This window comes from Sorangium sp. So ce124, from assembly GCF_051525235.1.
GTDB classification, from domain to species: Bacteria; Myxococcota_A; Polyangia; order Polyangiales; family Polyangiaceae; genus Sorangium; species Sorangium atrum.
On the sequence record NZ_CP150312.1, the window covers coordinates 9,516,039 to 9,542,603 of the forward strand.

At 72.6% G+C, this 26,565-nt stretch carries 15 protein-coding genes; 6 read left to right on the forward strand and 9 right to left on the reverse strand.

Annotated elements, in window-relative coordinates:
* Positions 1-112 precede the first annotated feature (112 nt).
* Positions 113-4,069, forward strand: coding sequence for a serine/threonine-protein kinase (locus WMF19_RS35835; RefSeq protein WP_437894478.1), 3,957 nt, complete (start codon positions 113-115; stop codon positions 4,067-4,069).
* A 176-nt stretch (positions 4,070-4,245) separates the two neighbouring features.
* Complete coding sequence (locus WMF19_RS35840; RefSeq protein WP_437894479.1) at positions 4,246-5,802, forward strand: SUMF1/EgtB/PvdO family nonheme iron enzyme; 1,557 nt, start codon at positions 4,246-4,248, stop codon at positions 5,800-5,802.
* A 138-nt stretch (positions 5,803-5,940) separates the two neighbouring features.
* On the opposite strand, the gene WMF19_RS35845 is transcribed toward WMF19_RS35840, so the two are convergent.
* A complete protein-coding gene (locus WMF19_RS35845; RefSeq protein WP_437894480.1) occupies positions 5,941-7,242 on the reverse strand; it encodes a hypothetical protein in 1,302 nt (433 codons plus the stop codon).
* A gap of 397 nt (positions 7,243-7,639) precedes the next feature.
* Here WMF19_RS35845 and WMF19_RS35850 point away from each other — a divergent pair, with 397 nt between their 5' ends.
* The gene (locus WMF19_RS35850; protein WP_437894481.1) at positions 7,640-8,863 is read left to right on the forward strand and encodes a hydroxymethylglutaryl-CoA synthase family protein; all 1,224 of its coding nucleotides are present in this window, start codon (positions 7,640-7,642) and stop codon (positions 8,861-8,863) included.
* A 21-nt stretch (positions 8,864-8,884) separates the two neighbouring features.
* On the opposite strand, the gene WMF19_RS35855 is transcribed toward WMF19_RS35850, so the two are convergent.
* Positions 8,885-9,403: a hypothetical protein gene (locus WMF19_RS35855; RefSeq protein ID WP_437324270.1), complete on the reverse strand. Its 519-nt coding sequence runs from the start codon at positions 9,401-9,403 to the stop codon at positions 8,885-8,887.
* A gap of 493 nt (positions 9,404-9,896) precedes the next feature.
* Between WMF19_RS35855 and WMF19_RS35860 the strand changes: the two genes are divergently transcribed.
* Entirely contained in the window at positions 9,897-13,505 is a 3,609-nt protein-coding gene (locus tag WMF19_RS35860) for a DNRLRE domain-containing protein (RefSeq protein WP_437901713.1), read from the forward strand.
* Between the two features lie 67 nt (positions 13,506-13,572).
* Here WMF19_RS35860 and preA read toward each other — a convergent pair whose 3' ends face one another.
* The 5 genes from preA to WMF19_RS35885 all read right to left on the reverse strand — a co-directional run bounded on the left by preA (position 13,573) and on the right by WMF19_RS35885 (position 20,345).
* Positions 13,573-14,961, reverse strand: coding sequence for an NAD-dependent dihydropyrimidine dehydrogenase subunit PreA (gene preA / locus WMF19_RS35865; protein ID WP_437894482.1), 1,389 nt, complete (start codon positions 14,959-14,961; stop codon positions 13,573-13,575).
* A gap of 3 nt (positions 14,962-14,964) precedes the next feature.
* The gene (locus tag WMF19_RS35870) at positions 14,965-16,383 is read right to left on the reverse strand and encodes an FAD-dependent oxidoreductase (RefSeq protein WP_437894483.1); all 1,419 of its coding nucleotides are present in this window, start codon (positions 16,381-16,383) and stop codon (positions 14,965-14,967) included.
* Between the two features lie 36 nt (positions 16,384-16,419).
* On the reverse strand, positions 16,420-17,823 hold the full coding sequence (hydA, locus tag WMF19_RS35875) for a dihydropyrimidinase (protein ID WP_437894484.1): 1,404 nt from the start codon (positions 17,821-17,823) through the stop codon (positions 16,420-16,422).
* Positions 17,824-18,024: 201 nt separating this feature from the next.
* On the reverse strand, positions 18,025-18,897 hold the full coding sequence (locus tag WMF19_RS35880; protein WP_437894485.1) for a nitrilase-related carbon-nitrogen hydrolase: 873 nt from the start codon (positions 18,895-18,897) through the stop codon (positions 18,025-18,027).
* A complete protein-coding gene (locus WMF19_RS35885) occupies positions 18,897-20,345 on the reverse strand; it encodes a CoA-acylating methylmalonate-semialdehyde dehydrogenase (protein ID WP_437793161.1) in 1,449 nt (482 codons plus the stop codon). The genes WMF19_RS35880 and WMF19_RS35885 overlap by 1 nt, the downstream gene beginning before the upstream one ends.
* A 652-nt stretch (positions 20,346-20,997) precedes the next feature.
* On the opposite strand from WMF19_RS35885, the gene WMF19_RS35890 reads away from it, so the two are divergent.
* The gene (locus WMF19_RS35890; RefSeq protein WP_437324276.1) at positions 20,998-21,426 is read left to right on the forward strand and encodes a hypothetical protein; all 429 of its coding nucleotides are present in this window, start codon (positions 20,998-21,000) and stop codon (positions 21,424-21,426) included.
* Between the two features lie 73 nt (positions 21,427-21,499).
* Positions 21,500-23,806, forward strand: a complete 2,307-nt coding sequence (locus WMF19_RS35895; protein WP_437894486.1) for an Rv1355c family protein — start codon at positions 21,500-21,502, stop codon at positions 23,804-23,806.
* Between the two features lie 75 nt (positions 23,807-23,881).
* Here the strand turns inward: WMF19_RS35895 and WMF19_RS35900 are convergent, their stop codons facing one another.
* Positions 23,882-24,262 carry an STAS/SEC14 domain-containing protein gene (locus WMF19_RS35900; RefSeq protein WP_272095325.1) on the reverse strand — a complete coding sequence of 127 codons (381 nt, stop codon included), beginning with the start codon at positions 24,260-24,262 and terminating at the stop codon, positions 23,882-23,884.
* 64 nt (positions 24,263-24,326) lie between these two features.
* Positions 24,327-26,468 carry a hypothetical protein gene (locus WMF19_RS35905; protein WP_437894487.1) on the reverse strand — a complete coding sequence of 714 codons (2,142 nt, stop codon included), beginning with the start codon at positions 26,466-26,468 and terminating at the stop codon, positions 24,327-24,329.
* Between the last annotated feature and the right edge of the window lie 97 nt (positions 26,469-26,565).

Below are 26,565 nucleotides of genomic sequence, written 5' to 3' on the forward strand. Positions count from 1 at the left end.
GTACGCCCGCTTGGCCGCGACGCTCCCGCTCCCAATGAGCACTGGACGCAGCGCTCACCCCGCTGGCAGGCTGCGCGCCGGCGAGGCTCCCCGTCCGAGCCCTCGGTGAGCGATGCAGGCAGGTGACATCATCGACGGCCGGTTCTGCATCGAGCACCTCGCGGCCTCGGGCGGGATGGGGGCCATCTACCGGGCCCGCGATCAGGAGACCGGCGAGGCGGTCGCGATCAAGCTCCTGACCACCGAGAGCGCGCAGCACCTCGTCCGCTTCGCGCGCGAGGCCCACGTGCTCGCAGCGGCCCGCGTGCCCGGCGTCGTGCGCTACGTCGCGCACGGCGCCACCGCGTGGGGACAGCCGTACCTCGCCATGCAGTGGCTCGACGGCGAGACGCTCTCCGACCGGCTCACCCGCCAGGGCCTCACGCTCGAGGAGACCCTCGATCTCGGCCTCCACGTCGCGAGGACGCTCGGCGCCGTCCACAGGCTCGGCCTCGTCCACCGCGACCTGAAGCCGAGCAACCTGCTGCTCGAAGGCGGCTCGCTCGAGCGCGTGCACCTCATCGACTTCGGCCTCGCCCGCGCCGTCGCCGACGAGCCGCTCACGGCCGCCGGCCTCGTCCTGGGCACGCCCGGGTACATGGCCCCCGAGCAGGCGCGCGGCGAGCTCAGCGTCGACACCCGCGCCGACGTGTTCGCCCTCGGCTGCATCCTCTACCGCTGCCTCACCGGCCGCGCCGCCTTCCAGGGCAACGCCGGGCTCGCCGTGCTGATGAAGGTCCTCCTCGAGGAGCCGCCCCGCGCGCGCGACCTCCGGCCCGGCACCCCCGCCGAGCTCGATGACCTCGTCGCCCGCATGCTGGCGAAATCGCCGCTGGACCGGCCGGCCGACGGCGGCGCCGTGGCGGCCGAGCTCGCCACGATCGGCGCGCCCGAGAGCAGCGTCGGCGGGCCCCGCTCCTTCCCGCCGCGCGCGGTGGAGCTCACGACCGGCGAGCGACGCGTGACCTGCCTCGTGGTCACCCGCGAGCGCGCGATCAACCCAAGCAGCGCGGCGGAGCCGCGGTGGAGCAACGCAGGCGCCGCGTCGGAGCCGCGCTGGAGCAACGCAGGCGCCGCGTCGGAGCCGCGCCGGGACGACGCAGGCGCCGCGTCGGAGCCGCGCCAGGCGGAGCTCTGGCAGCTGCATGACGTGGCCGAGCAGTACCGCGGCGAGCTCGAGCTCCTCGAGGGCCGCTCGCCGCTCATCGTGCTGTCCGGCGCGGGCGCGCCGACCGACCTCGCGGCGCGGGCCGCCCGGTGCGCGCTCGCGCTGCAGGAGCTGCTCGGCGGCGCGCCCGTCGCGCTCGCCACCGGCCGGGCGGAGCTCTCGGCGCGCGTGCCCGTCGGCGAGCTCATCGACCGCGCCTTCCAGATGCTCGCGGCCCACGACGACCGCTCGCTCCCCGCGGGCGTCCGCATCGACGAGGTGACCGCGGGCCTCATCGGCATGCGGTTCGACGTCACCGAGGACGCCGCGGGCCGCGTCCTGCACGGGGCGCGCGACGAGCGGACCGCGCAGCTGCTGGGCAAGCCGACCACCTACGTGGGCCGCGAGCGCGAGCTCGCCATGCTCGTGGCCGAGGTCGATCGCTGCATCGACGAGGGCGCCGCGGGCGCGGTGCTCGTGACGGCCGAGGCGGGGATGGGCAAGTCGCGCCTGCGCAAGGAGCTCATCCGCAAGCTCCGCGAGCGGGGAGACAGGTTCGAGGTCTGGATCGGCCAGGGCGACCCCATGGGCGCCGGCGCCGCCTTCGGCCTGCTCGCGAGCGCGCTCCGGGACGCGCTCGGCGTCGCGGACGGCGAGCCCCTGGAGGCGCGGCAGCGGAAGGTCCGGAGCCGCGTGGAGCAGCACGGGGGCATCGACGCGCCCCGTGTCGCGGCCTTCCTCGGCGAGCTCGTCGGCGCGCCCTTCCCCGACGAGCACGACGTGCAGCTCCGGCTCGCGCGGCGCGACGCCGTGCTGATGGGCGACCAGCTCCGCCTCGCCTGGGAGGACTTCCTCCGGGCGGCGTGCCGCGCGGGGCCCGTGCTCCTCGTGCTCGAGGACCTCCAGTGGGGCGACCTCCCCACCGTCACGATGGTCGACGAGGCGCTGCGCCAGCTGAAGGACATGCCGCTGCTCGTGCTGGCGCTCGGGCGGCCCGACGTGCGCCGGCTCTTCCCGAAGCTCTGGGAGGGCCGGCTTGCCCACGAGCTGCACCTCACGCCGCTCCCGCGCCGCGCGAGCGAGCGGCTCGTGCGCGAGGCGCTGGGCGCGCACGCGCGGCACGATCTCGTAGGGCGGCTCGTCGAGCGCGCGGACGGCAACGCGTTCTTCCTCGAGGAGCAGATCCGCGCGGCCGCCGAGGGCAAGAGCGAGGGCCAGCCGGAGACGGTGGTGGCCATGGTGCAGGCGCGGCTGGAGACGCTCGACGCCGAGGCGCGGCGGCTCCTCCGGGCGGCGAGCATCTTCGGCGAGACGTTCAGGTCGAGCGCGGTCGCGGCGCTCCTCGGGAGCGCGGACATCGCGCAGGTCCTCGCGGAGCTGCTCCGGCGCGAGGTGATCGTGCGGCGGGGCGAGGGGCGGCCGCGGGACGACGCGGAGTACTGCTTCCGCCACGCGCTCGTCCGCGAGGCCGCCTACGGCATGCTGACGGCGCGCGACCTCCGCATCGGCCACGCGCTCGCGGGCAGCTTCCTCGAGGCGGCCGGCGAGGGCGATCCGAGGGCCCTCGCCGAGCACTTCGAGCGCGGCGAGGAGCCCGAGAAGGCCGCCGAGTGGTACCTGCGCGCGGCCGACAACGCCCTGCGCGGCAACGACCTCGCCGAGGCGATCGCCTGCGCCGAGCGCGGCATCGCCTGCAGGCCGGATCCGGCCGCTGTGGGCGCGCTCCGCCTCGTCGAGGCCGAGGCGCTGCTCTGGCGCGGCGAGCCGGCCCTCGCGGAGCAGCGCGGGGTCGAGGCGACGCGGCACCTCGTGCCGGGCTCCGTGGCGTGGTTCTCGGCGTTCACGCAGCTCGCGGGGGCGGGGCACAAGCAGGGCCACTACGAGCGCGTCGAGCGCTGGATGATGGTCGTCCTCGGCACGGAGCCGCTCGACGGCGCGCGCATCGCGAGGAACGCCTGCCTGCTCGAGGGGGCGATCGTGCTCCTGCTCGGCGGCCGCTACGCGTGCGTCGACGCGCTGATCGACGCGGTCGAGCGGGCGACGGAGGACGCGTCGGCCGCGGATCTCATGATCGAGGCGAAGCTCCTCTACCTGCACGGCCTCCTCCGGCAGCACAACGGCGATCCGAGCGCCTGCATCGCGAGCATGAGCGCGGCGCTCGCCGCGTTCGAGGACATCGGCGATCGCCGCGAGGCGTGCCGGGCGCGGCTCAACATGGGCCTCTGCTACGTCCAGTTCGGGTACTTCGAGGCGGCGGCGGGGGTGCTCCGCGCCGGGCTCGAGGAGGCGGAGCGGATGGCGCTCGACGACCGGGTCCCGAACGCGCTGCAGAACCTCGGGCTCGCGCTGGCCCACGCGGGCGAGGTCGACGCGGCGAGGGCGGCCCTGCGGAGCTCGATCGAGGCGCTGGAGCGCCGCGGCGACCGGCGGCGGGAGTGCGAGAGCCGGCTCCAGCTCGCGCGCGTCCTGCTCCTCGCGGGCGAGCCCGCGCTCGCCGAGGCGGAGGCGCACGCGGCCGAGTCGCTCGCGCGGGGGGTGCCGGAGCGGCTCCCCGCGGCCATCGCGGCGCGCGCGCGCGCGCTGCTCGATCTCGGGCGCGCCGGCGAGGCGCTCGCCGCCACGACGGAGGCCCTGTCCGTGCTCGAGTCGGGCCGCCGTGACGAGGAGGGCCCGCTGGTGCGCCTTGTCCACGCCGAGGCGCTGGCCGCGACGGGCCAGATGGCCGAGGCCAAGGGCGCCATCGCCCTGGCCCGCAACGGGCTGCTCGTGCGGGCCGGGAGGATCGGCGATCCTGTCTGGCGCGAGCGCTTCTTGCGCGATGTCCCCGACAACGCGCGGATCCTGGCGCTCGCGCAGGGCTGGCTCGACGGACAGCCGCCCTGAAGCGCCAGCCGCGCTGGGGCCAGAGCGAGAGGCCATCACGGCGCCCAGGGGAGCCCGTATGGCGGTGATTCCGGCCGTCTGGCGGGAGCATCTTTTTGTCGCCCGGGACAGGCGACGTCGCAAGTAAGCTGATCCTCTACCTCTGACCTCGTGTTCGAACACAGGAAGGCAGCTCCATGCGCAGATCGTCCGTCGCTCTGATTCCCCTCGTGGCCCTCGCCGTGTCTGTCTCGTGCAGCAGCGAAGACAGATACCGGCCTCCCACGACGGGGGACCTGCCCTCGAGCGGCGTCACGACCAGCGGCGGACAGGGCAGCGGCACCGGCGGACAGGGCGGCGGCGCCGGCGGGCAGGGCGGCGCCGGCGGGCAGGGCGGCGCCGGCGGGCAGGGCGGCGGCGACATGCCGAGCTGTTCCAACGGCGCGAAGGACAGCAACGAGACGGACATCGACTGCGGCGGCGCCTGCGCGACGCCGTGCCGTGTCGATCAGGCGTGCGCGGAGGCCGCGGACTGCTTCTCGGGGCGGTGCGAGGAGAGCGGGGGCAGCGGCGGCGCTGAGCGCGCGTGCGTGGCGGCGCAGTGCGACAACGGCGTGAAGGACGGCGACGAGACGGACACCGACTGCGGCGGGGGCGCCAGGCCGCGCGGCGGCAACCCGGCGTGCCCCCCATGCAAGACCAGCAAGGGCTGCGTGGCGGGCTCGGATTGCGAGTCGTTGAGCTGCGTGAACGGCCAGTGTCTGGAGCCGACCTGCAGCGACGCCGTGAAGAACGGCCAGGAGACCGACGTCGATTGCGGCGGGATCTGCCCCGGCTGCCCGCCTGGCGACGCGTGCTCCAAATCGACCGACTGTATCGAGCTCGTCTGCCACGAGCAGGTCTGCCAGGACGCGACCTGCAGCGACGGCGTGAAGAACGGCAAGGAGACCGACATCGACTGCGGCGGGACGGACGGGTGCAACACCCGGTGCCCTGCGGGGCAGCGTTGCAACGCCAACACCGATTGCGCGACGTCGATCTGCAACACCACGAACCACGTCTGCGCGTGCCCGGCGTGGATGGTGATCTCGCCCGTGAGCGGCGGCGGGAGCTACTGCATCGATCAATACGAGGTGACGAAGCAGGAGTACGATGTCTTCCTCATGGCGAACCCGGTGCTCGCCGGCATGCCGGCGGAGTGCGCAGGGAACATCTACCGTCCCTCGAGCGGGTGGCCCTTCACGGAGGGGCGAGTGCCCGTCACCTACGTCGACTGGTGCGATGCCTACGCGTACTGCTCCTACATGGGCAAGCACCTCTGCGGCAGGATCGGCGGAGGCGCGAACTCGCCTGCCGACTTCGCGACCCCGACGCGGAGCGAGTGGTTCAACGCGTGCTCCGGCCAGGGCGTGAACGAATACCCGTACAGCGATCTCTACAGTGAGGCGACCTGCAAGGTGGAAGACCCGACCGGCGAGCTCGCCAAGAAGCCCGTGCCCCCCAACCCCATCCCGCCGATCTCGCCCTGCGAAGGCGGGATCACGGGCCTCTTTCACATGAGCGGCAACGTGGCGGAGTGGGAGAACTCCTGCGACGCACAGGGCAATTGCCTCGTCCGTGGCGGCTCGCGGGCCTCGCAGCAGGACGCGGATGACATTGCGCGCGACGCGCTCAAGGCGGCCAGGTGCGATGCGCTCCTGGACCAGGATCGCCTCACCCCGTCTCCGGACATCGGCTTCCGCTGCTGTCTCTGAGCGCCCGCGCCGGATACGCGCCAGGCGGCCGCCCGGCCGCCGCGCTCGCGGCGGGCACAGAGAGCGCTCGACGCGCCCCGCGCCGGCCGCCAGCGGGCGGCGGCCGCGCTCATCGGCGCCGCCGCCCGGCCGACGATCTCACTGCGCCGGTTCGGGATCGCAGCCGTAGAGGACGTCGACAGCGGCCATGGCGTCGTCCTGGACCAGCCGGCACGCGTCGGGACAGAGCGTGATCATGTCGTTCGCGATGTAGAAGGAGCCCGGGGTGCACGCCGCCGCGCTCGCCACCTGGTCGAACGATTGCGGATCGCTGCCGTCGCCGGGCGTGTACTGGACGACCACGGTCGAGAGATCGATGACCTCCCCCGGCGGCGAGTCCGGCACCTCGAACTCGCACGCGACCACCGCGCCCGTGATGACGCCCTCCGCGATCGCCTGGAACACCACGTCATAAGAGCTCGTCTGGCAGAGCGGGAACCTGAGGCCGCCCGTCCTCTTGCTGAGCGTCTGGTAGCCCGTGCCCGGCGCCACGGCGGTGCCGCACATCTCCTCGACCACGTCCGCGTCGGGCGCGTAAGCGTCCGTGGCGACCGTGTTCTCGTGGAGCCCGACGATGCTGTGAAAGACGTAGTTGGGCGCGGTCACGTCGCCGAAGACCGCCGGGTCCAGGCCGAACAGCATCTCTTCGAAGTCCGTGGCGACGTCCTCCCAGTCCTGCCGCGTGTCGTCGATATAGATGTTGCGCGGCATGTGCGTCGACTGGCAGCCCACGTGGTCGTCGGTGATCACGGTGATCACCTTGAGCGAGTCCTCGCGCACCCACTCCGACCACCCGGCCGGCGCCACGCCGAACTCGTCGGGCAGGCCGCCGTTGTAGCTCCCGAGGAGCACGCAGAGCGCGTCGTTGCTCCTGATCTCGTGGCTGTAATGGTAGAAGACGGGCGGGTTGTTCCCCGGCGCCTCGGGGACCGGGGAGCAGCTCGCGGCGCTGAGCGGGGCGCCGACGCAGATCGAGTCGTCGACCTCCGCAGCGCCGTGCGCGGAGATCATGATGACGCGGTAATCGATGCCGCTCTCGCCGATGATCGAGGCGAAGCTCTCATTGATGTTGTTCTGTACGCTGATGATCTCGTTCGCCATGCTTGGCGAGTTGTCGATGACGAACACGATGTCGACCGGCCGCTTCGTGAGCGTGGCGTGGGCGACCGTGGCGACACAGGCGGTGTCGGGCGTCACGGGGCCGCTGCCACCCGTGTTGGAGCCGCTGGAGCCGTTGCCGATCATCCCCCCGTCTTCGCCGCCCGCGCCGCCCACGCCCCCGCCCGCGCCGCCCTCGCCGCTCCCACCCACGCCGTCGCCTCCACCGACGCTCGCTCCAGCCGTCGCGCTCGCCTCGCCCTCCGCCCCGGAGCTGCAGGAGCACCCTGTGGCGCCGGTCATCACCAGGACACCCAACCCAACAAGCGGAACCAACATGGTAGACCGGGAGAGCTTCACATGAACCTCGACCGCTAGGGCGCATGAACGCGCCATTACAGATTGCACAATTGCAACGAGATGTGGTGACGATTTTGACCCGACCGCGATTTTTCTCGGGGGCTGTTCCATGACATGTGTCATGGAAGGGCCTTTGTCATTCCACGTGGTGCGCACGGCGAGGCGCGGTGGATGGAGACGCGGGCAAGCGGCCGGTCACCGGTCACCCGCCACCGGTCACCGGCCGCGAAGCGCGGGCGCCAGCTGGAACCCGCCGCCGCGGCGCGTCGGGCGCCTCGGCTCCTCCGACGCTCCGCGTGGGCTGGATGGTCTCTGCACAATGCACCCCTAGGATGCAGGTATGAGCCTACGTCATGACTTTCCTCGCATCGGCATCGATGCGATCGCCCTCGCCGTCCCCCGCCGCTTCGTCGAGCTCACCGAGCTCGCCGAGGCGCGAGGGATCGCGCCATCCAAGTACCTGACCGGCCTGGGGACCCGCCGGATGGCGATCGCCGCGCCCGACGAGGATCCGATCACCCTCGGGGCCAACGCGGCCCGCCGGCTGTTCCAGCGGTCGGGCGCGAGCCCTGCGGACATCGGGCTCTGCGTCGTGGGCACCGAGACCGCCGTGGACCACGCGAAGCCGGCGGCCTCCTTCCTCCACGGCCTGCTCGGGCTGCCGAGCGCGTGCCGGGTCTTCGAGGCCAAGCACGCCTGCTTCGGGGGCACCGCGGGCCTCCTCAACGCGGTGGACTGGATCGCCTCGGGCTCGGCCCGCGGCCGCGCCGCGCTCGTCGTGTGCTCGGACGTGGCGCGCTACGCGCTCGGCTCCGCGGGCGAGCCCACCCAGGGCGCCGGCGCCGTGGCGCTGCTCGTGCGCGAGCGCCCGCGCCTCGTCGAGATCGAGGTCGGCCAGACCGGCACGTATGCGCGCGACGTCTACGATTTCTGGCGGCCGCTCCACCACAAGGAGGCGCTCGTCGACGGTCACTACTCGGTGCAGTGCTACCTCGACGCCCTCGCCGGGGCCTACGGCGACTGGCGCCGCGTGGCGGGCGACGGCGATCCCCTCGCGCGCACCTGCTATCACGTCCCCTACGGCAAGATGGCCCGCAAGGCGCACCGCCACCGGCTGGCGATGGACGGCCTGACCGAGCAGGCCGCCGACGAGAGCTTCGCCGTCGAGGTGGAGCCGTCGCTCGATCTGCCGTCGCGCATCGGCAACATCTACACGGGCTCGCTCTACCTGGCGCTCGCGTCCCTGCTCAACACGGAGGCCCGCGCGCTCGAGGGGCAGCGCGTCGGGCTGTTCAGCTACGGATCGGGCTGCTGCGCCGAGTTCTTCGCGGGCAGGATCGGGCCGGAGGCCGGGGCGGTCGCGGCCGCCCTCGAGATCGACGCCCCGCTCGACGGGTGCCACCGCGCCTCCGTCGCGGAGTACGAGGCGCTGCGCAAAGGCGACGAGGCCGCCGACCGCCGGCCGGCGCCCGAGGGCGCCGAGCGCGCGGCCGCGAGCCTCGACAGCCGGGTGGTGTACCTGGGGCTCGACTCGAGCGAGCGGCGCGTCTACGCCAACGAGTGAGCGCCGGAGCGGGCAGCTCGCTCAGCCGGAGCCGGACGAGAGGGACGTGAGGTCCGAGAGCTTCACGGTGAAGAGCTCCGCCCCGCCGGCCGCTGCGACGACGACCCGCAGCGTGCCGGAGGGGGCCGGTCGCTTCAGGCGCGCGGCGACCGCGCGCGTGACCGGCGCGAGCGGCGCGATGATCTCGGCCATCGCCGAGCGCGCCATCACGCCGACCAGCATCGGCGCGCGCTCGCCGGCGGCCAGGGCGGAGCGGAGCACGCGCTCGGGTTCGAGCGCCGGGTCGCGCTGCTGCAGGCCGATCGCGATGAGGTAGCCCGTCGGTTCTCGCAACGAGAGGAGATAACCCGCCAGCGGCGAGGAGGCGCTGCTGCGGGCCGGAAGGCGCTGCAGCAGGCGCGCGAGCTCCGGGCGGTGATCGGCGAGCAGCTCGGCCCGCTCCTCGTGATCGGACATGCCCGCCCGCCCTTGCTTCGCGTAGGCGTTCGGCGTGAGACCGCGATTCCGCGGGGTGATCGTCGCTGCGTCTTTCGGGACCATGTTCCTCCAGCGAGGGCTCCTGCCCTCCGTGTGTTTGTTCCGGTCACCGCGCCGCGGGTGTCACGAAATCGGACGCGACCTCGCATCGCTCGCAAACGCCGGCCGCACGGCGCTGCACCGGGGCGCTTCGAGCCCGCCCCGGCGCGCGCGCGCCCGTTCGCCGCTCCGGCGGACGACCGCCCGGCGCGCACGGCCGGCGGAGAGGGCACATCCTCGTGCGGCCGATGGCCGGCCAGGGGCCGGGAGCGGGCCGCGAAGGCGCCCTGGATTCCGCCTCGATCGGCAGAGAGCGCGCGGCGACGGCTGCGCTCGTCGTCCATCGCGAGGGCGCGGCCCCCGTCCGCGGCGAGGGCGCGGACCTTGCGATGAGGCGCCGCGAGCTCGCTGCCCTCCGGCGTGGAGCGCTCCGGCGCCCGGTGCGCCTGCGCGGAGGAGCGCCAGCCAGAGGGAGAGCCAGTCTATGCGAGATCGAATGGGGAGGATGGGACAGGTGATGGCCGCAGCCGCCATGGTGGGGGGCTGCGCCTCCACCGAGGCGCCGCGGGACCCCGCGCCGTCGGTGGACGGCGCGGCGGCGGCGCCCGCGGTGCCCGACACGGCGGTGGCCCCCGCGCGCCTGCGGGCGGCGTACATCGCGGCCGTGCAGGGGTCGGCGCCCGAGAGCTACCGGGTGATCGAGGTGTCCCCGGGCGGGAACGAGGCGAGCCTGCGCGCACCGAACCCGGCGCACCGGCTCGCGGCCGATTTCAGCGCGTCGGGCGTGCGGATCGCGCCGGAGGAGGGCGAGGCGCGGTGGAGCTTCTCGATGGCCGCCGCCCGGTACGGATGCGCGGGCGATCTGCGCGAGGTCGCGCGCGCGTCCCCGAGCGCCACGGAGAACCGCGTGGAGCTCCGCCGGCAGGGCGAGGAGCTCGTGGAGTGGTACGTGAACGGGCCGCTCGGGCTGGAGCAGGGCTTCACGGTGCCCGGGGCGCCTCCCTGCCTCGCCCCTGGGGACCAGGACCTCGTGATCGAGCTCGCCCTGGGCGGCGATCTCCGCGCGACGCCGCTCGCCGGCGGCGACGGGGTCGCGCTGCGCGAGGCGTCCGGCGCGGTGGCGATGCGGTACACGGATCTCCACGCCACCGACGCCGCGGGGCGGACGCTGCCCGCGTGGATGGAGCTCGGCGTCGACGAGCGCACGCTGTCGCTGCGCGTGGACACCGCCGGGGCCGCGTACCCGGTGACGGTGGATCCGCTCGCCGCCTCGGAGCGGACGGCGCTCATCGCGGTCGACGGCTCGACCCCGATCCACCTGAACGGCGACGCGATCGCCATGTCGGGCGACACCGCGATCGTCGGGGCGCTCGGGAGCGCGGCGTACGTGTTCGTGAAGAGCGGCGGCGCCTGGACGCAACAAGCCAGGCTCGTCCCGGGCGACGGGCCCGCAGGCGACGGCTTCGGCACCTCGGTCGCGATCTCGGCGGACACGGCCGTGGTCGGCGCGCCCTGGGGGACCGGGGGCGCGGGCGCCGCCTACGTGTTCGTGCGGAGCGGGGGCGTGTGGTCCGAGCAGGCCAAGCTTGTCGCGAGCGGCGGCGCCTCGAACCCCGCGAGCGGGGCGGTCGCGGTCGACGGGGACCGGGCCGTCCTCTCCGCCGAGACGTCGGTCTACGTGTTCGCCCGCAGCGGCGGCGCCTGGAGCGAGGAGGTCGAGCTCGTCGCCCCGGCCGGCGCCAACGCCTGGAGCACGCCGCCCGTCGCGATCGAGGACGGCACGGTGGTCGTGGGCTCGCCGGGGGACTCGTGGTGGTGGGAGGGCGACGGCGCGGGCGCCGCGTTCGTGTTCGAGGCGAGCGACTGGGGCGACGCGCGCAGGCTCGCGGCGCACCCGCCGGATACGTTCGATCGCTTCGGCAGCTCGGTCGCGATCTCGGGCGGGCGCATCGTCGTGGGCGCGCCGGGCACCGACAGCCCGCCGATGCCGTGGTACCGCCTCGGGCGGGGCATGGCCTACGTGTTCGACCGCGGTCCGAGCGGCTGGAACCAGGAGGCCAGGTTGATCGCGAACGACGGCAGGACCGGGGACGGCCTGGGAGGCGCCGTCGCGGTCTCCGGCAATGCGGCCATCGTCGGCGCGATCCTGGCTGATCGCTTCGATCAACCGGACGCGGGCGCGGCGTACGTGTTCGTGCCTACGGGCGGCGAGTGGGTCGAGGGCCCGCAGGCCAAGCTCGCCGGCAGCGGGCCGACCGGCAGCGCGTTCGGCAAGACCGTCGCGATGTCGGGGAGCTCGGTCATCGTGGGCTCTCCCGCGTACGCGTTCGAGCTCGCCCAGGACAGCGACGCCGACGGCGTGATCGACGCGGACGACAACTGCCCTGCCGCCGCGAATCCGTCGCAGGTGGACAGCGACGCCGACGGCCACGGCGACGCGTGCGACCCGCGGTGCGTGACCTTCCGGCGCGGCCTCGGCGGCGACGTGGCCGACGCGACGCTCTGGCAGGTCTCGCCTACCTGGAACGACGGCGTGAGCACCACGCTCTCGACGGGCACCGGCACGGGCGGCGTCCGGCGGAGCCTCCTCCGGTTCAACCTCGCCGGCGTCCCGGCGAGCGCGGAGATCGCCTCGGCGACGCTGTCGCTGTACCAGACGTACAAGATCGAGAGCAGCACCGTGCGCGTCCACCGCGCCACCGCCGCGTGGACGGAGTCGGGCGTCACGTGGGGCAACTTCGGCGGCGGCGGCCATTTCGATCCGGCGATCGAGGCCTCCTTCGTCACCGGCGGGCCAGGCGGCACCACCGGCTTCCGGAACGTCGACGTGACCGCGCTCGCGCAGGCCTGGGTGAGCGGCGAGCTCGCCAACCACGGCGTGCTGCTCGAGGAGGCCGCGGTGACCCGGAGCTCGCTGCGGAGCAGCGAGAGCGCGAGCACCACGGAGCGGCCGGCGCTCACGGTCTGCTACCACGACACCTGCGAGGACGGGATCCGTAACGGCGCCGAGTCCGGCGTGGATTGCGGGGGCCCGAGCTGCGCGCCGTGCGCCCCCGGCAGCGTCCTCTGGAGCAGGCTCTTCATCAACGGCTGGTACGAGTCGATGCGCGCGCGCGCCGTCGCGGTCGACGGCGCGGACAACGTGATCTTCGGCGGCTACGCCTATGGCCCGATCGACTTCGCCGAGAACGGCGCGCCGGCCTCCATGGAGCTGTGGAATACCCAGTTCCTCGCGAAGCTCGACCCCGCGGGGTACGGGGGGTGGAACACGCGCCCGCCCCACGGCAACACAGTCCTGAGCGTCGCCGCGTCGGGGGCCGGCGAGCTGCTCGTGGGCTCGGACGCCGGGCTGCAGCGGTACAGCGCGTGGGGCGAGCTCCTCGCGGAGGTCGAGGGCCTCTACCAGGTCGAGGTCGCCCGGGCCGGCTCGGGCGCCGCGCTCGCCAGCGTCCTCTGGGACGCGGTCGATCTCGGCACCGGCCCCCTCGGCGGCGCGCCGGGCAGCGAGCTCCTCGTCGCGAAGCTCGGCGCGGCGGGCGCGCCGATCTGGACCAGGACCTTCGCGGCGGACCCGTACGACAGCGACCCCACGAGCGTCGCCGTCGACGGCGCGGGCAATGTCATCGTCCTCGGCAGCTTCTCTGGCGCCCTTGACCTCGGCGGCGGACCGCTGGCGAGCTCGCCCGCGGCTCAGGGCACGTACCTGGCGAAGTTCGATGCGGCCGGGAATCACGTCTTCAGCCGGGTCGTCTCCTGGGCGCCGGGCGACGGCGAGGTCGCCGCGACCCCGTCCGGGGACCTGGTCGTCGCCCTGGGAACGACCGTGACCAGGTTCACCGGCTCGGGCGCTCCGCTGTGGAGCGTCGATACGAGCGGCCTCGGCACGCTCTCCAGCTACTGGGACATCAGCGCTGTCGCCGTGGACAGCGCCGGCAATGTGTTCGTCAACCCCCGCGGCGCTGTCGCGAAGCTCTCGCCGTCGGGCGCCGTGCTGTGGTCGGTCGACCCGATCGGCGACGCGGAACACGGGCAGATCTTTGATCTGGCCGTGGACAGCGCCGGCAACGTGATCGGCGCGGGCACGTACGACCACGAGGACGCGATCGTCGTGAAGCTCGCCCCGTAGCCCGGGCAGCGCACCGGCGCGGTCGCGGTCGTCGCGGGCTCCTGGCCGCCTGGCCAGGCGCCCGGGATCACGAGCTCCGCGCGCGGGCGGTCGACTCCAGCCCGCCGGGCACGAAATCCGTCCCCTTCTGGACACGGTCGTTCCACGTCTCGGGGGGCTTGCCTGAAGGCACCTCCCGCATCGTGATGCACCCCGGCACCGGGCACACCAGCGCGCACAGATTGCAGCCGATGCACTCCTCTTCGTCGACGAACGGGACCCGCGACGGCGCCGCCTCCCCGCTCGGATCCGCCGTCACCGCGCGATCCGGGAGGACCTTCGGGAGGTGGGTGTGGCCGGCCGCGCGCGCCTCCGCCTCCGTCCTCCCCGGCAGGTGGATGCACTGGTGCGCCCCGTCCATGCAGGCGACGTAACAGAGCTGGCACCCGATGCACTTGTCGGCGCTGATGTCCGCGACCACGCGGTACGACAGGTCGAGCTCGCCCCACTCCTGGACCTGCGGGATCGCCCTGCCGCGCAGCTCGTTCACCGAGCGCATCCCGTGATCGTCGAGCCAGTCGCTGAGCCCCTCGATCATCTCCTCGACGATGCGGTAGCCGTAGTGCATCACCGCCGTGCAGACCTGGACGCTCGTCGCGCCGAGCGCGATGAACTCGGCGGCGTCGCGGGAGTTCGAGATGCCGCCGATGCCCGAGATGGGCAGCCGGCCGACGCCGGGGTGGCGCGCCAGCTGGCTCAGGAGGTGGAGCGCGATCGGCTTGACCGCGGGCCCGCAATAGCCGCCGTTCGTCGACGCGCCGCCGACCCGCGGGAGCGGGACCATCCGCTCCAGATCGACGCCCATGAGCGATTTGACCGTGTTGATCAGCGAGACGCCGTGCGCCCCGGAGCGGAGCACGGCCTCGCCCGGCTCCAGGATGTCGCCGACGTTGGGCGTGAGCTTCACGATGACCGGCGTCGTCGCGAACTCGACGGCCCAGCGCGCGATCTCCTGGAGGACCGCCGGCTCGTTGCCGACGGCCGAGCCCATGCCGCGCTCGCACATCCCGTGCGGACAGCCGAAGTTGAGCTCGAGCCCGTCCGCGCCCGTGTCCTCGGCCTTGCGGATGATCTCGCGCCACTCGTCCTTCGTCTCGACCATCAGCGAGGCGATGAGCGCGTGGTCCGGGTAGCGCCGCTTGATCTCGCGCATCTCCTTGAGGTTCACGTCGAGCGGGCGATCGGTGATGAGCTCGACGTTGTTGAGCCCCATGAGCCGCGTGTTGCCGTAGTCGATGCCGCCGAACCGGCTCGACACGTTGACGATCGGGTTCCCGAGCGTCTTCCAGACGGCGCCGCCCCAGCCGGCGTCGAAGGCGCGCCGGACCTGATCTCCTGTGTTGGTCGGCGGCGCCGAGGCGAGCCAGAACGGGTTCGGGCTCTTGATCCCGGCGAAGTCGATAGAGAGGTCGGCCATCGCTCAGCTCCCTTGCGGTGAGGGCCCGGGCGCCGCGCAGCCCGCCCGCGTCGTCATCGTCATCATCGCTTCGTGCATCGCGCGCGCGGCGATCTTCGCCTCGGCGACCGCGTTGACGACCTCCTTGCCGCCGTTCACGCAGTCGCCGCCGCTGTAGACCCTCGGGTTGCCCGTGCGGTGCGTCGCCGGGTCGACCACCACGCGCCCCCTCGCGTCGAGCACCACCCCCTCGAACGCGAGCGCCACCTGCGTCGCCCGGCTCTGCCCGATCGCGACCGCGACGAGGTCGGCGGGCAGGAGCTCCCCTTCGGCCGGCCCCGGCGCGGGGCCCCGCGCGCCGGTGTCGGCGGGCGCGTCGGCGGGCGCGATCCGCAGCGCGACGACCTTGCCGCCCTCGCGCACCACCTCGACCGGCACCCGGTTCTCGACGAGGCGCGCGCCGGCGACCCGCGCGCCCTCGAGCTCGTGCGCGTAGCCCGACATCTCGGCCTCGGAGCGGCGGTACACGACGGCCACGTCGACCCCGAGCAGCGCGAGCTCGTGGGCGACGTCGAGCGCCGTGTTGCCGCCGCCGATCACGACCGCGCGCCGCACGCCCGCGAGGTCGAGGCCCGGATCGGCCTTGAGCCGCTCGATGAACGCGGTCGCGCCCACCACGCCGTCGCCGTCCTCCCCGCGGAGGGCGAGGCGCGCGTCGGCGCCCAGGCCGAGCCCCAGGAAGACCGCGTCGTGCTCCGCGAGCAGGTCGCGCGCGGAGACCTCGCCCGGCCCGGCCGCCTGCGCGACGACCGAGACGCCGGCGCGGAGCTCGACGTCCCCGAGCGACAGGACCCACTCGAGCTCGCGGAGCGCCTCGTGCCCCTTCATCTTGTACGGCGCGATCCCGAGCGTGTTCAGGCCGCCGGGGATCGCCTTCCGCTCGAAGATCACGGCGCGGTGCCCCTCGAGGGCGAGGTAGCCCGCCGCGGCGATCGACGCGGGCCCCGCGCCCACGAGCGCGACGCTCTTGCCGGTGGGCGGCTTCGCCCGGAAGATCCCCGGATCGCGCGCGAGGGCCGACTCGACCGCGTACCGCTGGAGGCGGCCGATCGCGATCGGCTCGCGCCCCCACGCGTTGTAGACGCAGTCGCCCGCGCAGAGCACCTCGACGGGGCAGGCCTGCCCGCACGACTGGCCGAGCAGGTTGGCCGTGAGGATGGTGCGGGCCGCGCCCTTCACCTGGCCGGCCGCGATCTTCCGGATGAACGTCGGGATATCGATCGCCGTCGGGCACGCCTTGACGCAGGGCGCGTCGACGCAATAGAGACACCGGTTCGCCTCGGCGATCGCCTCGGCGTCGGTGTAGCGCGGGCTCTTGTCCTCGAATCGCTCTTCGATCCGACCGGACGGGAGGGCTGAGAGGCGTATCGGGGCTCGGGTCATGCTGGTGCTCGCGCGGCTCCTCTCGGTGAGTGGTGACTAGAAGGCCTGGGCTCCCTGGGTCGGGCCGAGCCGGCGCGGGAGGTAGCGCCCGGCGCCCCGCTCCACGTCGAGCTTGCCGTCCGCGCACTGGACCCGGCCGTTCACGATGACGTGCGTCGGCTTCCCCTTCACCTCGAAGCCCTCGAAGATGCTCCTGTCGCACCGGTGATGGTGGGTCTTCGCGGAGATCGTGCTCGTCCCCTTCGGGTCGAAGACCACGAGATCCGCGTCGCCGCCCGGCACGATCGAACCTTTGCGCGGGTACAGCCCGAAGATCTTGGCCGGCTGCGTCGAGAAGAGATCGACGAAGCGGTGGACGTCGATCCGCCCCTCGAGCACCCCGTAGGTCCAGAGGAGGGCGAGGCGGTTCTCGATGCCGGCGGCGCCGTTCGGGATGCGCGAGAAATCGTCCCTGCCCATGTCCTTCTGGCCGACCTGGTTGAAGGGACAGTGGTCGGTCGCCACGGTCTGGATGAGCCCCGACGAGAGCGCGGCCCACAGCGCGTCCTGGTGGCCCTTCGGCCGGATCGGCGGGCTCATCACGTAGGCCGCCCCCTCGAAGCCGGGCTTCTCGTACACCGAGTCGTCGAGCAGGAGGTACTGCGGGCACGTCTCGGCCATGACCACCTGGCCCCGGCTCCGCGCCTCGGTGACCGCGGCGAGCGCCTCCTTGCAGGTGAGGTGGACGATGTAGATCGGCTCGCCGATCATCCGGGCGAGCATGATCGCGCGCCCCGTCGCCTCACCCTCGATCGGCGCGGGGCGGCTCTGCGCGTGGTACCGCGGGTGGGTCTTGCCCTCCTTCAGGAGCTTCTTCTGGAGCGCGACGACGGCGTCGCCGTGCTCGGCGTGGACGGTCACGAGCGCGCCGAGGCCCTTGGCGGCCTCCATCACCTGGATGAGCTCCGGATCGTCGACGCCGATGGCCCCGCGGTAGGCCATGAAGGTCTTGAACGACGGGATACCGTGCTCGCGCGTGCAGACGGCCATCTCCTCGAGGGTGTCGTCGCCGAACCAGGTGACGGCCATGTGGAAGGCGTAATCGGAGACCGCCTTCTTCGCCTTCTCGTTCCACATCGCGAGCCCGTCGAGCAGCGCCTGCCCTCGGGCCGGGATCACGAAATCGATGATCGAGGTCGTGCCCCCGGCGACGCCCGCCGCCGTGCCGGTCTCGAAATCATCGGAGCTCTCGGTCCCCATGAACGGCAGCTCCATGTGCACGTGGGCGTCCACCCCGCCGGGGAAGATGAGCTGCCCCGAGGCGTCGATCACGGTGTCCCCCGCGCGCTCCTTCGACAGCCCCGCGCCGACCGCGGCGATCTTCCCATCCTCGCAGTAGACGTCGCCGACGAACCGGTCGCTCGCTGTGATGATCTCGCCGTTCTTGATCAGGATGCCCATCTTGCTCCTCCGCGGGTGAGCGCCGGGCGGCGGGTCCCCTCCGGGGGGCGGCGCCGCCATGGCGAGGGAAACACCGGGGGAGAGAGCCGTCCGCGACCAGCGCCCCGGCGCTGCTGGTGTCTTCGCGGTGGACTTCGCATCGATCGTCGCGCTCGTCGCGCTCGTTGCCTGACCTCGCCGTCCTCCCGCCGCCCCGGGCCCTCAGGGCAGCTGTTCCGTGAGCTCGCCGTACGTCTCGGGCCGGCGATCGCGGTAGAACTGCCACGTCCTCCGCACCTCCTCGATCAGGTCGAGGTTCATCTCGGCGACGACGAGCTCGTCCTTGTCCTCGCTCCCCGTCGCGAGGAAGCTGCCCCTCGGGTCGCAGAAGTAGCTCGTCCCGTAGAACTTGCCGATGTTCCACGGCGCCTCGGTGCCGACGCGGTTCGAGGCGGCGATGAAGTAGCCGTTGGCCACGGCGTGCGCGGGCTGCTCGAGCTTCCAGAGGTACTGGGAGAGCCCGGCGACCGTCGCCGAGGGGTTCCACACGATCTCGGCGCCGTTCAGGCCGAGCAGCCGCGCCCCCTCCGGGAAGTGGCGATCATAGCAGATGTAGACGCCGATCCGCGCATACCGCGTCTGGAACGTGGGATACCCGAGGTTCCCCGGCTTGAAGAAGAACTTCTCCCAGAACCCGTTCGTGTGCGGGATGTGCGTCTTCCGGTACTTGCCGAGGTACGTGCCGTCGGCGTCGACCACGGCGGCCGTGTTGTAGTAGACGCCCGCCATCTCCCGCTCATAGATCGGGATGATCATCACCATCTTGTACTTCTTGGCATACGCCGCGAGCCGCTCGACCGTCGGGCCGGGGACGGGCTCGGCCACATCGCACCATTTCGCGTCCTGCGAAGGACAGAAGTAAGGTGTGTTGAAGACCTCCTGCAAACAGAGGATCTGCACACCCCTCTTCCCCGCCTCGTCGATGAACGGCAGGTGCTTCTCGAACATCGCGTCCCGGATGGCCGCGACGGAGGCGCCGTCGTCGCCGATCGGGGTGGAGCACTGGATCAGCCCGCCAAGTACATTCCTTGCCATCAGAACCACCTCGTGATGACGATCTTGCGCTCCGTGTAGAAGTCGATGGCCGTCGGGCCGTGCGCCTTCAGATCGCCGAAGAAGCTGCCCTTCTGGCCGCCGAAGGGGAAGAAGGCCATGGGCGCCGCGACGCCGATGTTCACGCCGACCATCCCGGCGCCAACGCGGTGCTGGAACTCGCGCGCCGCGCGGCCGCTCGACGTGTAGATCGACGCCGCATTGCCGTACTCGCTCCGGTTCGCGATCGCGATCGCCTCGTCGAGGTCGCTCGCGCGCATCAGGCACGCGACCGGCCCGAAGATCTCCTCGGTCGCGATCACCATCCCTGGCCGCACGTCGTCGAAGACCGTGGGCCCCACCCAGTTGCCGTCCGGATACCCCTCGACCCTGGCGTCCCGGCCGTCGAGGAGGAGCGTCGCCCCCTCCGCCACGCCCTGGTTGATGTACGAGAGAACCCGGTCCCTGTGCGCCGCCGAGATCACCGGGCCCATGGTCACGCCCGGCTTCGACCCGTCGCCCAGCACGATCCCCTTCGCGTGGCGCACGAGCCCGTCGCGCACGGCCTCGTAGGTGTCGCCGACGCACACGACGACGCTGCCGGCCAGGCATCGCTGGCCGGAGCAGCCGTAGATGGACTCGGCCACGTTGGCGACCGTCATCTGCCGCTCGGCGTCCGGCATCACGACGAGGAAGTTCTTCGCCCCGCCGAGCGCCTGGACCCGCTTGCCCGCCTCCGCGGCGCTCTTGTACACGTGGCGCGCGACCGCCGACGAGCCGACGAACGACACGCCCGCGATGTCCCTGTGCGCGCAGAAGGCGTTCACGACGTCGCGGCCGCCGTGGACCAGGTTCACCACCCCGGGCGGCAGCCCGGCCTGCTCGATCAGCTCGAAGATGCGCTGCTGCGAGAGCGGGACCTGCTCCGACGGCTTGAGCACGAACGTGTTCCCCGTCGCGATCGCGTACGGCAAGAACCAGAGCGGCACCATCGGGGGGAAATTGAACGGCGTGATCGCCGCGAAGACGCCGAGCGGCTGGCGGATCGTGTGGCAGTCGATCCGGGACGCGACGTCCTCGAGGCCCTGCCCCATCAGGAGGGCCGGGATGCCGGCCGCGTGCTCGACGTTCTCGATACCGCGACCGAAATCGTTCCGGGCCTCCGACAGCGTCTTGCCGTGCTCGGAGGTGCAGATCGCCGCGATCTCGTCGCGGTGGGCGTCGAAGATCTCGCGCAGCTTGAAGAGGTAGCGCGCCCGCTGCACCGGCGGCGTCGCGCTCCATGCGGGGAACGCCGCCTGCGCGGCCTTCACCGCCGCGTCGACGTCGGCCGCCGTCGAGAGGGGGACCTCCGCAAGAGATTCCCCGGTCGCCGGGTTCTTCACCTCGAGGCGCGTCGTCCCCGAAGCTCGAGACCAGGCTCCGCCGACGAAGTTTTCCAGCACACGCATCGTGAAAAACCTTTCCCCCCGGCGAGGTCGTCACTCGGCAGCCCCGACCGACAGGCCGGGCGCCGCACCTGGCTGCTGGGCATCACAGCCCACCGATCGAGCGCTACATGCGGTGGGGGCCATCCGTCAAGCCTCGCTGCGAAGCGGCGCGCGCCGCGCCCGCCTGCGGAAGATCCCCAGCGCACATCCCGTAGTATAGACCACAGCGCAGCTGGCGGCCCACCGTGCAACTGCCCAGCAGGACGTCATGAAATACTTTGGAAATAACTCGGGTATGCCCTGGGTGGGCGGCGCGAACGACGCGAACGAGAGGACCATGCCGCTCGAGCGACTCCATCCGCCTCGACGCCCCACGTCGAGCCGGCCCGGCGCGGCTCCTCCCTGGCCGCGCGCGGCGCGTTGCGCACGGCCAGGGCGTCACGCGCGGGCAGGGAGGAGTCGCGCCGAAGCACGGCGCGGCACCTCGACCGGAGCACCGCATCGAAAGTCGCTCGTCGTCGTTGCCCCGTCGATCGAACCGTCCTAGGTGCACCCCATGGACCTCGCGGATCCTTGCCCGGTGGCCAGGCGCACGACTATCCCAGGGGATGGCTGTGCGCGCTGGCGGCTCGGCGGTGCGCAGACGTAAGATCGGTGCGCGCTCGGTGAGACGATGACCAGACCCAGCATGCTGTTCGACACGACGGAGCACGTGCTCATCGCCGTCCACGGCAGGGAACCGCCGAGCGACGAGGAATGGGAATCGTATATGGTGGCGGCGGGCAGCCTGCCGCCCACCTGCACGAAGACTCTCGTGGTGACCGCCGGGGGGGGACCCAACGCGAAGCAGCGGGCATCCATCAACGACTACGTCAGCAAGACCGCGCTCACCGTGGCGATCTGCACGGACGCGCTCCTCGTCAGGCAGATCGGGACTGCGCTCAGCTGGTTCAACCCGCGGGTCAAGGCGTTCCGGGGCAACGACGTCGTGGCCGCGCTGCGCTATCTGGAGATCACCGGGCCTGAGGCCGCCCTGGTGCAACACAAGGTCACGAAGATGAGACTCGAGATCGAGGGCCGGCCGTCCCGCGCGCCGCGCTGACCCGGGGGCCGCCGGGGAGATCGGGGCGACGCGCGGGGCGCGGGGGTGGTAGGACAGGGACCGGACCACCGCGATGAACACGACCCACTGGCAGCAGCTCATCTCCCTCCGAGAGGCGCGAGAGGCCCCGAACGGCGCGTGGCGGCCCCGCTTCTTCCGCCCGGCGCGCGAGGACGACGCGGAGGAGCTCGGCCGCTTGCTCCACGACGACGCCCGGATCGAGATCTTCGACACGATCGACCGGCAGCTCGCCGATCTCGTGAAGACCCGCCACCCCCGGGAGCGCCTCGGTGAACGGGACGTCGCGCGGCTCGTGGGAGAGCGCCTGAACGGCGTCCCGATCGAGGCCTATGGAGTCTGGGTCTATTATCCGTGGTCGCACCGCCTCGTGCACCTGCTCGATGAGGCGGAGTTCGTCGAGCTGCGGACCGACCGGAACAAGCACAAGATCAGCGGCGAGGAGCAGGCGGCGCTCGCCCGCCGGCGCGTGGGCGTCGTCGGCCTCTCGGTGGGGCAGTCCGTGGCGATGACCATCGCGCTCGAGCGGGGCGCCGGCGAGCTGCGCCTCGCGGACTTCGACCACCTCGATCTCTCGAACCTGAACCGGATCCGGACCGGCGCGCATAACCTCGACATGCCGAAGGTCGTCGCCACGGCGCGCGAAATCGCCGAGCTCGATCCGTTCCTCGACGTGAAGTGCTTCCCCGAGGGGGTCACGGCGGACAATATCGATCGCTTCCTGCTCGACGGGGGCAAGCTCGATGTCCTCGTGGACGAGTGCGACAGCCTCGATATCAAGCTCCTGCTCCGCGCGAACGCGCGCGCCCACCGCATACCGGTCGTGATGGAGACGAGCGACCGGGGGCTCATCGACGTCGAGCGCTTCGATCTGGAGGGCGATCGGCCGATCCTCCATGGGCTCGTCGGCGATCTCACGCCCGAGCGCCTCCGCGGCCTGTCGACCGAGGACAAGGTGCCTTATGTCATGCAGATCATCGGGCAAGACGCGATCTCGCTCCGGCTCCGCGCGTCGCTCATCGAGGTGCAGCAATCGGTGAGCACATGGCCTCAGCTCGGGTCGGCGGTCGTCCACGGCGGGGCGGCCGCCGCGGACACGGCGCGGCGGATCGCCCTCGGCGAGCCGGTGCGGTCGGGCCGGTACTATGTCGACCTGGAGCAGCTCATCGGCGGCCCCGAGGGGGAGCCTGCCGCCGCAGACGCGCCGCGCGCGCCGGGCCCTGCCCTCGCCGCGGCGGCGGGGCCGCTCCCGGCCGCCGAGGCGGGCGCCGTCGAGCTTGACCCGGCGCGGCTGCGGCGGCTCGTCGCGGCGGGCGTCGCGGCGCCCTCGGGCGGCAACTGCCAGCCCTGGCTCTGGGTCCACGAGGGCCGTCGCCTCGGGCTGTTCCACGACCGCGCGCGCTCCGAGTCGCTCGCCGACTTCCAGGGCGCGGGCGGCGTGGTCGCGCTCGGCGCGGCCGCCGAGAACGTCGTCCTCGCCGCGCACCGCGAGGGGCTCAGCGTGCGCGTCTCGCCGTTCCCGCGCCAGGGCGACGAGGACCTGGCCGCGACGTTCGCGTTCTTCGGCGCGCCGCCCCCCGGCGCCGAGGAGCACCTGATGGACGGCCTCGCGGACGCCATCGGGATCCGGCACACGAACCGGCGCCCTGGCCAGCGGGCGCCGCTCGCGGAGGAGCACCGGGCCGCCCTCCGCGCCGCGGTCGAGTCCGTCCCCGGGGCGCGCCTCGAGCTGCTCGAGGCGCCGGCGGAGCTCGACGAGATCGGCGCCCTCATCGGCGCCGGGGATCGGCTCCGGATGCTCGCGAGGCAGACCCACGCCGACATGATGAGGGAGGTCCGCTGGACCGAGGCGGAGGCCGAGGCGCGCCGGGACGGGCTGTTCGTCGGCACGCTCGAGCTCTCGCCGACCGATCTCGCGGGGTTCAAGATCTGCCGGGATTACCGCGCCCTGGAGCTCGTGCGGCGCTGGGGCGGCGGCCGGGGGCTGGAGAGGATGGCGCAGAAGGCGATCCGCTGCGCGACGGCCGTCGGGCTGATCACCCTGCCGCGCGCCCGGCTCACCGACTATTTCCAGGGCGGCAGGGCGGTCGAGCGCGCGTGGCTCACCGCGGCGCAGCTGGGCATCGCGGTCTACCCGATGACGACGCTGCCTTACCTGTTCGCGCGGCTGATCCGGGGCCGCGGCGAGGGGCTCGACGCGGAGACCGCGGAGGCCGCGACCGGGCTCCGGGAGCGCTATCTCCGGCTGTTCGACGTCACCGACGCGACGGCGGAGGTCCTGCTCTTCCGCCTGTCGCTCGCGGGCCCCGTGTCGGCGCGCTCCCTCCGCCGCCCCCTCGACGACGTGCTCGTCGTGCGCTGACCCGGCCGCGCGAGCTGCCCGCGCCGCTCCGCGGCGGCCTGCGCGGAGCCGCGGCGGCCCGCGCGGCGCCGGCCCTCACGGCGTCGGGCGATCGCCGAGGAGCCAGCTGCGCGCGGCCCCCTCGTCCTTGAAGACCCGCACGAGCTGCGCGGTCCCCGCCTCACGGGCGATCCGGCTCGCCTGCAGCGCCGCGAGATCGCTTTGCACGAGCTCGGCGGCCCTGATCACCCCCATCGCGGTCGAGGTCGCCGCGATGTCGCGAAGGAGCTCCGTCGCCTCCTCGGAGGCGATGGAAAAGCCTCGGAAGTCCACGAGGACGCGAATCCTCCGGCCGTAGAGCGAGCCAAGGGCCTTCTTGTACTCCGCGGCGTACGCTTGCGCCTCCTCCGTGCGCACGACGCCCTGCAGCGTGACCTCGATGAGAGCGTTGATGAGGTCGATCTTGAGCTGGTACATGCCGCCTCACCTGGAGAACCGAGACCAAGAGACCATAGCGTCGCGCCGCCGCCGATCCAGGCCGTTATCGCGGCTTCGGCTCCGTGAGGCGGTAGACGTGCTCCACGAACTCCGGGACGAGCTCCCTGGCCACGATCCACAGCCGTCCTTCGCCGAGGTCGAGCAAGCCGGCTGGCCCCTCGTACGTCAGCTTGCCGCGCTCACCGAAGTAGATGAACGACTTCCTGTCATGGGCGCGGAACCAGCCGCACGCCGCGTCGAGCAGCGGGCCGAGCGCGGCGTCTCCGCCGGGGTGCATCGGGAAAATGCGCACCGAGTCGAGGAGGCGGAAGAGGTTCGTGCCGAGCTCGCCGAGCTCGAGGACCGCGACCGCCAGCGGCTCGCCGTGCTGGCGCGCCACGAGGAGCGCGCGCTCCCGCTCCAGGCCCGCGCTGCGCCAGCGCTCGACGCAGGGCCCCATCCCGAGCCTTCCTGGCACGAGATCGAGCGCCTCGGCGTACATGCGCGGCGACGTCGCGCACACGAGGCCGAGCAGCGCCGCCTGCTCCCCGGGGGTCGGCTCGCCGATCTCGATCGGCCCGCCGGCCACGTGCGGAGCGCGCGGCGCGGCGCGCGCGTCCACCCCCATCAGGCGGAAAGGCAGCGACAGCACGTGGCCCGTCTCCTGGCGCGCGCGGGCGAACTCGAACAGCGATCGCTCGTTCCACGCGACGTGCGCCTCCGCGTAGGCGATGATCCAGCGGCACTCCGGGTCGGCCATCGCGTGCTCGAAGCAGCGAGTGAACATGTCGCGGAGCACCTGCCGTGAGCTCAGGTTCGACGCGGACTTTGGCCGCTTCGCGAGCTGATGAATCATCCACGTGCTGTGGTATGGCTTCATGATCGAGAAATTGCCCTCGATCCCGTGCTCGGACAGACACGCCACGTTGTACAGGAGGTGCGGCACCGCCGCGGCCTTCTGCGCCATGGTCAGGAAGCTCGGCTTGATGGCCTCGAAGTGCTCCGGCCGCCGCCCGGAGAGGTTGAAATAGCCGGACGAGTCGAAGAGATCCCAGAGCTCCGCCTGCCACGCGGTCCCCCCGTAGGTCGTCGCGTGCAGGATGCGGGACACGAGCCTGAGCCAGCGCCGCTCGTCCTCGCGCCGCGCGGCGGTCACGTGCACGCTGCAGAGCTGGGTGTCCGAGCCCTCCACGGCCGACACCGACCGCACCTCGCCCCGCAGGTGGACGACCCCGTCGTCGCCGTCGGGGAGCTCCAGCGAGAGCTTGAGCCTGGGGAGCAGCGGCGGGTGCCCCCTCGTCAGCGCCATCCGCAGGCCCGCGAAGGACACGTCGACCACCTCGGCCTCGATCGGCGGGATGTGAAGCCACTGGGGGTGCAGGAAGCGCGCGGTGAGGTCGGCCTCGACGCCCCGCTGCTGCAGGCTCTTGCGGAGGCGCTCCACGCGCGCCGGCAGCGCGGAGACGAGCTCGCCCGGGCGCACCTCGTCGGCGCGGACGTTGAAGCGAAAGACGGAGTTCTGCCCGGCGATCTCGACCGCGGCGTCCTCGCTCCAGCCCTTGATGCCGAACCACGTGACCGTCCCGGCCCCCACCTCGCGGAGCATCACGCAGAGGGGCGGCGCGCTCTCGGCGGAGCGGCGGACGACGCCCTTCCTCCGCAGCAGGAAGCCGAGGATGTTGCGCACCCTCCTGGGGTCGTCGATGATCTCGCGCACTTGCCCCGCGTCCGTGGCCGAGGGCCTGAACAGGCTCGCCGCGGCCGCCTTGGCCACGCCCTCATCGACGAGGGCGCGCAGCACGTCGTGGATCTGCCCCGCCGCGCGCGAGGGGGTCGCGTCCTGGAACGACAGCCCGATGAGCGGCCCCCGCAGGCCCATCGACTGGAGCACCAGCACGGCGGAGAGCGGACCGATCTCGACGTCGCGGGCGTACAGGCGCACCCGGACGGCGCTGCCGAAAGGGAACGAGGTCCGATAGTCGGGCTCGATCCAGGCGCCCATCGAGCCGAGCAGGACGACCGGGTAGCTCGGATCCCGCCCCTCGATGCGCAGCCGGACCGCGCCGCCGTCCAGCCAGCACGCCTCCGGCACCCCGATCGCCGGATCGCCCCCGAGGAGCGCCCGATCCAGCGGCGCTCCATCGGCGCTGCCGGCGGCGGTCCAGCGCGCGTCCTGCCCGAAGCCGACCTTCGGAATCACGGTCACGCGGTCGCCCCCTCTGCCGTGATGCCACGCGCTCCAGAGGAGGAACAGGCAACGATGCTGCTTCGCCGACGTGGCGAGGAAGCACGACGCCGTTCGG

Excerpts from the sequence above, each read along its gene's own strand:
- WMF19_RS35835 (WP_437894478.1), top strand. The coding sequence starts at position 113 with ATGCAGGCAGGTGACATCATCGACGGCCGGTTCTGCATCGAGCACCTC.
- WMF19_RS35840 (WP_437894479.1), top strand. The coding sequence starts at position 4,246 with ATGCGCAGATCGTCCGTCGCTCTGATTCCCCTCGTGGCCCTCGCCGTG.
- WMF19_RS35845 (WP_437894480.1), bottom strand. The coding sequence starts at position 7,242 with ATGACCGGCGCCACAGGGTGCTCCTGCAGCTCCGGGGCGGAGGGCGAG.
- WMF19_RS35850 (WP_437894481.1), top strand. The coding sequence starts at position 7,640 with ATGAGCCTACGTCATGACTTTCCTCGCATCGGCATCGATGCGATCGCC.
- WMF19_RS35855 (WP_437324270.1), bottom strand. The coding sequence starts at position 9,403 with ATGGTCCCGAAAGACGCAGCGACGATCACCCCGCGGAATCGCGGTCTC.
- WMF19_RS35860 (WP_437901713.1), top strand. The coding sequence starts at position 9,897 with ATGGCCGCAGCCGCCATGGTGGGGGGCTGCGCCTCCACCGAGGCGCCG.
- preA (WP_437894482.1), bottom strand. The coding sequence starts at position 14,961 with ATGGCCGACCTCTCTATCGACTTCGCCGGGATCAAGAGCCCGAACCCG.
- WMF19_RS35870 (WP_437894483.1), bottom strand. The coding sequence starts at position 16,383 with ATGACCCGAGCCCCGATACGCCTCTCAGCCCTCCCGTCCGGTCGGATC.
- hydA (WP_437894484.1), bottom strand. The coding sequence starts at position 17,823 with ATGGGCATCCTGATCAAGAACGGCGAGATCATCACAGCGAGCGACCGG.
- WMF19_RS35880 (WP_437894485.1), bottom strand. The coding sequence starts at position 18,897 with ATGGCAAGGAATGTACTTGGCGGGCTGATCCAGTGCTCCACCCCGATC.
- WMF19_RS35885 (WP_437793161.1), bottom strand. The coding sequence starts at position 20,345 with ATGCGTGTGCTGGAAAACTTCGTCGGCGGAGCCTGGTCTCGAGCTTCG.
- WMF19_RS35890 (WP_437324276.1), top strand. The coding sequence starts at position 20,998 with ATGACCAGACCCAGCATGCTGTTCGACACGACGGAGCACGTGCTCATC.
- WMF19_RS35895 (WP_437894486.1), top strand. The coding sequence starts at position 21,500 with ATGAACACGACCCACTGGCAGCAGCTCATCTCCCTCCGAGAGGCGCGA.
- WMF19_RS35900 (WP_272095325.1), bottom strand. The coding sequence starts at position 24,262 with ATGTACCAGCTCAAGATCGACCTCATCAACGCTCTCATCGAGGTCACG.